The organism is Actinomadura formosensis NBRC 14204, assembly GCF_001552155.1.
Lineage (GTDB): Bacteria > Actinomycetota > Actinomycetes > Streptosporangiales > Streptosporangiaceae > Spirillospora > Spirillospora formosensis.
Genome location: NZ_BCQQ01000207.1, coordinates 1 through 6,369, shown reverse-complemented (window position 1 = coordinate 6,369; position 6,369 = coordinate 1). Strand labels below are relative to the sequence as shown.

The following is a 6,369-nucleotide window of genomic DNA, read 5'->3' as shown; positions in this document are numbered from 1 at the left end:
CCGCGGCCGGGGGAGTGGCGGCCGGGGGAGGGCTGTCCACGGCGGTCGCGGCGAAGGCGGCGGCGGCGGTGATCGCGGCCACCGCGGTCGCCGCCGGAGGCGCGGGGGTGTACGCGGCGAACTCCGGCGACGGTGCGGAGGGTGCGAACACGCCCCCGGTCCTGCGGGTGCGGCCGGTGTCGTTCACCCGCACGACGAGCGGCCCCGCCACCCGGGTGACGGCCCGGGTGCCGCAGTTGACCGGACTCTCCGGCGGGCTGGCGGGCAGGGTCAACGCGCTCGTCCGGGCGCCCGCCGAACGCTGGGCGGAGACCGCCGGTTCGGACATGTCCGCCTTCAGCCAACGGGACGACCCGGCGAACCCCTTCACGGGCAAGGTCGACTACGACGTGGGGCTCGGCGGACCCAGGCTCTTCTCCGTCCGCTACACGTTCGGCGGGACGGTCATGACGCGCAACACGCCCGCGGTGCAGATGGTCACCGTCGACCTGACCACCGGCCGGGCACTGGCGGGCCGTGACCTCCTCCGCGCGGACGCGCTCACACGGCCGGGCATGAGCGCCCTCACCCGGCTGCTGGCCGAGTACGGGCCGGGCCACGGAGCGCTGTGCGAGGGCCCGTTCTGGGACTCCTCGGGGCGCGGCTACACCAACGTCCCGCCGGGCGCGACGGACCTGACGCCCGGGCTTGTCGCCGAGGGCGTCCTCTACATGCTGCCGACGCGCGCGGGGATCGACTTCTATCCCCCGGTGTCCCGCATGGGCTACTCGATGGCATGCGGCCGGGCCTGGCGGGCGTTCCACATCCCCTACCGGCGGCTCGGACGGTTCGTCCGGCCGGAGGTCTTCCGCGCGGCCGGCGCGCCCGTGCCGTCGCCCTGAGGGGCCTGGTACGGGCCTTCCCGGGAACGGGGAAGGCCCCCACCTGGCAGGAGGGGGCCTTCGGATCGGGGGTGGAGGTGCGCGGTGTCAGAACGTGCCGCGCCGCGTGCGCCAGCCGCTCTTGCGGCCGCCGTGGCCGCGGGTGTTCAGCCCCGTGAGCGCGGCCACGCCGAGCGCGGCGATCACGATCGCGAACACGAAGGCGATGACGGAGCCCGCGCCCAGCGCGTCGGCAACGACACCGCCGAGGACGGCGCCGGCGATCCCGACGAGGATCGTCAGCAGCACGCCGATCGGGTTGCGGCCCGGAACGAGCAGCCGGGCGAGGGCCCCGATGACGGCACCGACGACGATGAACCAGAGGATCGTCGTGAGCATGTCGATCAACCATTCCTTTCCGTGGGCCGGTGAGCCCGTGAACGGTGACCGGTATGCCCCCCGTACCAGTTTGAAACAAAGCGCAGGTCAAGGCCGGTTCGAGCCGGACCGGACCGGCACGCCTACTGGCTGGCGAAGCCCACGCTGCGCTGCTCGTCCTCGGCGATCTCCAGGTAACCGACGCGGCCGGCCGGGATCATGATCCGCCCGGACCGCCGGTCCTTGAGGACCAGCACCCCGTTCGGCTCGGCGAGCGCGGCCGCCAGCGCGTTCTGCACCTCGTCGGCCGACTGCGCGGTGTCCACCACGAGTTCCTTGGGAACGTTCTGCACCCCGATGTGAACCTGCAACGCGCTGCTCCCGTCGTCCGTCACGTCCCGCCGACCACCGGCGGGTCACGCCTCCGATGGTCGCACGGAGATCACCCGATCCGCCGTCCCCCCGTTGTGCCGAGGGTGAACGCCGCCGCTGCGGGTACCGCGTCAGCCTTGGTCGGACGTGCGGGGGAAACCGGAGATGCCGCGCCAGGCGAGCCGGGCGATGATCTTCTCGGCGGTGTCCTTGGGGATCGCGCGGTGCTGGGACAGCCAGAACCGGGCGCTGACCTCGGCCATGCCGACCAGGCCCATGCCGAGCAGGTGCGCCTCCTCGGCGGGGGCGTTGGTGTCCTCGGCGATGACCTGGGCGATCATCTCGGCGCACTGCTGGTTGGCGCGGTCGACGCGGGCCCGGACGGGCGCCACGTTGCGCAGGTCGGACTCGAAGACGAGCCGGTACGCCTCGCCGTCGCCGGCCACGAAGTCGTAGAAGGCCTGCATGCTCGCCTGAACGCGCAGCTTGTTGTCCGTGGTGGACTCCAGCGCCTCACGGACGATCTTCACCAGGGCCTCGGCGTGCTCGTCCAGCAGCGCCAGGTACAGCTCCAGCTTTCCCGGGAAGTGCTGGTAGAGCACGGGCTTGCTGACGCCTGCGCGTTCGGCGATCTCGTCCATCGCCGCAGCGTGGTACCCCTGCGCGACGAACACCTCCTGGGCCGCGCCGAGCAACTGCCTGCGGCGCGCCAGCCGTGGCAGCCTCGTGCCACGGGGGCGGGCGTCCGGGGTCGCGGTCACCGTACTCTCCGATCACCGATCGTCGCGACGGAGGACAGTGTCCGCCGCGGGGGAACAATTTCATCATCGTACGCGCGAGTAACCACGCCGGTCACACAACGGCCGCCGTTGTTCCTTCGCGCGGGTCAGTGTATTCCCGCTGGGACCGGTGACAGTATTCCCGCTGGGACCGATGACACCCGCACACGAGCTTTCCGGAAGCCTCGTCACCTGCGGGCGGAACCGGCCCTGGTCACCGGTAGTCGTCCTCGTCCACCGGCACCTCGCGCCACTGCTCGGCGGCGTCGGCCTCGTTGACCTCGTCCGGCAGCGGGCCGCCGGCGGTGCCTTCGTCGGTCTCGTCGAGCGCGGCGCGCTGCTCGGCGGCGTCGGCCTCATTGGCGTCGTCGGGGGCGGGCTGTTCCAGGTCGCCGGTCTCGCTCATCTCGGATCCTCCTCAGCAGTGCCGCCGCGCAGCCGTTCCACCGGGCTCCGCGGCGATGTCTCGGCGGCCTCGCCACGGGCCGGGAACACGGGGACGACGCCGGCGTGCAGTTCCATCCTGCCGCGCTCGCAGGCATCCACCGCCGCCCGCGCTGTCGCGGCGAGGTCGTACCCGGCGGCGAGGAAGTCTATGCGGGGCTCTGCGACAACTGGTTCAGGGGAAGTCAGGGCAGCGGCTGATGGTCCTTCAGAAGCGGCTTGAGAAGGTCGCCGTGCTTGTCCACTCGAGTGAGGACCTCGTCCGGTGAGAACATGAGGGCGCCCGCGCTCTTGCAGGACTCCAGCTCGTCCCAGGTGACGGGTGTCGAGACGGACGGGCGGTCCGCCGCGCGCAGTGAGTAGGGGGCGACGGTCGTCTTCGCGGGATCGTTCTGGCTCCAGTCGATGAGGACCCTGCCCCTGCGCAGCCGCCTCTCCATCTTCGCGACGATGAGCCGGGGATGCTCCTCGGCGAGACGCTGCGCCGCGGCCTTGGCGTACTCCGACGTCCGCTCGGCCTCCTTGGGCTCTTTCACGGGGACGTACAGGTGCAGGCCCTTCTTGCCGCTCGTCTTGGCGTAGGACTCCAGGCCGTCCTCCGCGAGCAGGCCGCGGAGCAAGCACGCGACCTTGCACGCCTCCACGATGGTGGCGGGCGCACCCGGGTCCAGGTCGAAGACCATCAGGTCGGGGGCGTGCACCTTGCCGCGTGGCCCGACCTTCCACTGGGGGACGTGCAGCTCCAGCGCCGCGAGGTTCACACACCACACGAGCGTGGGCAGGTCGTCGATGACGACGTAGTCGAGCGTCTCGCGCCCGCGTGTGCTGCCGGGGCTCGGCACGGTCACGGTGCGGACCCAGCCGGGCGTGTGGGAGGGGGCGTTCTTCTCGAAGAACCAGTCGCCGTCCACGCCGTCCGGCCAGCGGACGCGGGTGGCGGCACGGTCCTTCAGGTGCGGCAGCATCACCGGGGCTATGCGCGCGTAGTAGTCGATGACCTCGCCCTTGGTGAAATCCGGATAGAGGTTCTTGCCGAGGTTGGACAGCGACAACTGCCGTCCGTCCACCTCGACGGTGGTCCTCTTACTGCTCACTCGTGACCTCCAGGGGGTCCTTGTCGTCACGGAGCCCCCGCCAAGACGGGAAACGCAGACGGCCGTCCCCGGTGCGGGAGCTGTAGGCGACCTCCCCGACGAGCCTTGGCTCAACCCATTGGGCGTCCTTGGCGAACTCGCGGGGGACGGGCTCGTCGTAAGGGCTTGTCGGACGGCGCAGCGGCCACAGCATCTCGTACAGCTTGTCCAGGGCGCGGTCGGTGAAGCCCGTCCCGACATGGCCGACGAATCCCAGCAGGCCCTTCACGTCGTACTCGCCGAGGAGGAGGGACCCGACCCCGCCCTCGCGTCGTCCCTGGCCGGGCTTCCAGCCGCAGATGACGACCTCGCGTGTCAGGAAGTTCTTCACCTTGCGCCAGAAGTCGACGCGGCGCCCGGGACGGTAGGGCGAGTCGAGCCGCTTGGCGAGGACGCCCTCAAGGTGCTGCTCGCGGGTGAAGGCGAGCAGTTCCTCCACCTGTGACCGGTCGCCGCCGTGCAGGTACGGGGGCACCTCCACGGGGCCGGTGCCGGCCAGGTCCAGCTCGGCCAGCAGCGACCGGCGGTCGGCGTACGGCATGTCGTACAGGACGTGCCCGTCCAGGTACAGGACGTCGAAGACCACGTACCGGACGGGGACGAGGCGGATCAGCCGGGAATCGGGGTGCTGGACGTGCATCCGGCGCTGGAGGCGCCCGAAGCTCGGCCGTCCCTCGTCGAAGGCGACGATCTCGCCGTCCAGGACGACGTCATGGTCCGGCAGCAGATCGGCCAGCGCGGACAGTTCCGGGTAGCGGCCCGTCACGTCGCCGCCGCGCCGGCCGCCGGCCCGGACGCCGTCCGCGGAGACGTGCGCGAGCACGCGGACACCGTCCCACTTCAGCTCCAGTCCCCAGTGCTCGCCGTCGGAGGGGAGGTCCCCGGTGATGGCCATCATCGGCTCAACGGGCCACGGCATGGTCATATCGCCGTCTTACCCGGTCCCGCCCCGCAGAAAAGGATCAAGAGCTCGTCCTGGCACAAATCGCAGGGGCTGTGACGCTAAGAGCGAGAATGTGCGGGGTAAGGACGGACCATGCGGAGTATCTGGAAGGGCGCGATCTCGTTCGGGCTGGTGACGGTCCCGGTGAAGCTCTATTCGGCGACCGAGCAGAGGGACGTCGCCTTCCACCAGGTGCACCGGGAGGACGGCGGGCGCATCAGGTACAGGCGGGTCTGCACGCTCGACGGCGAGGAGGTGCCGTACTCCGACGTCGCCAAGGGCTACGAACTGCCGTCCGGCGAGATGGTCGTGCTCACCGACGAGGACTTCACCGACCTGCCGCTGTCGTCCAGCCGCCGGATCGAGGTCCTGCAGTTCGTGGAGCAGGAGGAGGTCGACCCGATCTACTTCGCGAAGTCCTACTACCTGGAGCCGGACGGGCAGGGCGCCAAGCCTTACGTGCTGCTCCGCGACGCGCTGGAGAACTCTGGGCAGGTCGCCATCGTGAAGGTCGCGCTGCGGCAGCGCGAGTCGCTCGCCACGCTGCGCGTCCGCGAGGGCGTCTTCGTGCTGGAGACGATGCTGTGGCCGGACGAGGTCCGCACCCCCGACTTCCCGTTCCTGGACGAGGACATCGAGCTCCGCAAGCAGGAACTGTCGATGGCGACGTCACTGATCGAGTCGATGGAGGGCGAGTTCGACCCGGTGGAGTACAAGGACGCCTACCGGGAGGCGTTGCAGGCGGTCATCGACGCCAAGATCGAGGGCAGGGAGGTCACGCGGCCGTCCGAGGAGGGTGCGGAGGAGCCGGCCGCCGACCTGCTGAGCGCGCTGCGCGCGAGCGTCGAGGCCGCCAAGAAGAGCCGCGGGGAGAGGGCGGGCGCGGCCGGCGAGGGCCGGGAGCCGGCGGCGCGCAAGCCGAAGGCGGCCGCGCGGAGCCGCGGCCGCAGGTCGGCCTGATCAGCCCACGGGCGCCGGCCTGGACGGCTCCTCCGGCGGCGGGGCGGGGACGCTCTCGCGGATGCCGTACCGGCCGTAGAGGCGGGCGAGGGGACCGGGCGCCCACCAGTTCACCCGGCCCATCAGCCGCATCATGGCGGGCACGAGCAGCGCCCGGACGATCGTCGCGTCCACCAGGATCGCGATGGCCATCCCGACGCCGACCATCTTGATGAAGGTGATGCCGGAGGTGGCGAACGCGCCGATCACGATGATGAACAGCAGCGCGGCGCTGGTGATGATCGAGCCGGTGCGCTGGACGCCCGCCGCCACGGCCGTGACGTTGGAGCCGGTCAGGTCGTACTCCTCGCGGACGCGTGACAGCAGGAACACCTCGTAGTCCATCGAGATGCCGAACAGCAGGACCAGCATCAGGATCGGCATCGCGGGCGCGATGGCGCCGAGCGCGGTGAAGCCGAGCAGGCCGGACAGGTGCCCCTCCTGGAAGATCAGGACGATGG

At 70.9% G+C, this 6,369-nt stretch carries 9 protein-coding genes; 2 read left to right on the top strand and 7 right to left on the bottom strand.

Annotated features, from left to right (window positions below; all coding sequences use genetic code 11):
• Positions 1 to 881 (top strand): hypothetical protein (locus tag AF1_RS35495; RefSeq protein WP_169804069.1); only part of this gene is annotated, 881 nt, incomplete at its 5' end.
• Positions 882 to 968: 87 nt separating this feature from the next.
• Here AF1_RS35495 and AF1_RS31245 read toward each other — a convergent pair.
• The 6 genes from AF1_RS31245 to ligD (AF1_RS31220) form a co-directional block, all read right to left on the bottom strand.
• A complete protein-coding gene (locus tag AF1_RS31245) occupies positions 969 to 1,259 on the bottom strand; it encodes a GlsB/YeaQ/YmgE family stress response membrane protein (protein WP_067807631.1) in 291 nt (96 codons plus the stop codon).
• Positions 1,260 to 1,381: 122 nt separating this feature from the next.
• Entirely contained in the window at positions 1,382 to 1,609 is a 228-nt protein-coding gene (locus AF1_RS31240; protein ID WP_067807626.1) for a DUF3107 domain-containing protein, read from the bottom strand.
• Positions 1,610 to 1,741: 132 nt separating this feature from the next.
• The gene (locus AF1_RS31235; protein WP_067807624.1) at positions 1,742 to 2,371 is read right to left on the bottom strand and encodes a TetR/AcrR family transcriptional regulator; all 630 of its coding nucleotides are present in this window, start codon (positions 2,369 to 2,371) and stop codon (positions 1,742 to 1,744) included.
• Positions 2,372 to 2,603: 232 nt separating this feature from the next.
• Entirely contained in the window at positions 2,604 to 2,795 is a 192-nt protein-coding gene (locus AF1_RS31230; RefSeq protein ID WP_067807621.1) for a hypothetical protein, read from the bottom strand.
• Between the two features lie 223 nt (positions 2,796 to 3,018).
• A complete protein-coding gene (ligD, locus tag AF1_RS31225) occupies positions 3,019 to 3,927 on the bottom strand; it encodes a non-homologous end-joining DNA ligase (protein ID WP_067807618.1) in 909 nt (302 codons plus the stop codon).
• Positions 3,917 to 4,891, bottom strand: coding sequence for a non-homologous end-joining DNA ligase (gene ligD, locus AF1_RS31220; protein ID WP_067807615.1), 975 nt, complete (start codon positions 4,889 to 4,891; stop codon positions 3,917 to 3,919). The genes ligD (AF1_RS31225) and ligD (AF1_RS31220) overlap by 11 nt, the downstream gene beginning before the upstream one ends.
• A gap of 111 nt (positions 4,892 to 5,002) precedes the next feature.
• Here ligD (AF1_RS31220) and ku point away from each other — a divergent pair, with 111 nt between their 5' ends.
• Complete coding sequence (gene ku / locus AF1_RS31215) at positions 5,003 to 5,869, top strand: non-homologous end joining protein Ku (RefSeq protein WP_067807612.1); 867 nt, start codon at positions 5,003 to 5,005, stop codon at positions 5,867 to 5,869.
• Here ku and AF1_RS31210 read toward each other — a convergent pair.
• Positions 5,870 to 6,369, bottom strand: a 500-nt coding sequence (locus AF1_RS31210; protein ID WP_157419367.1) for an MMPL family transporter, incomplete at its 5' end; no start/stop codon positions are given.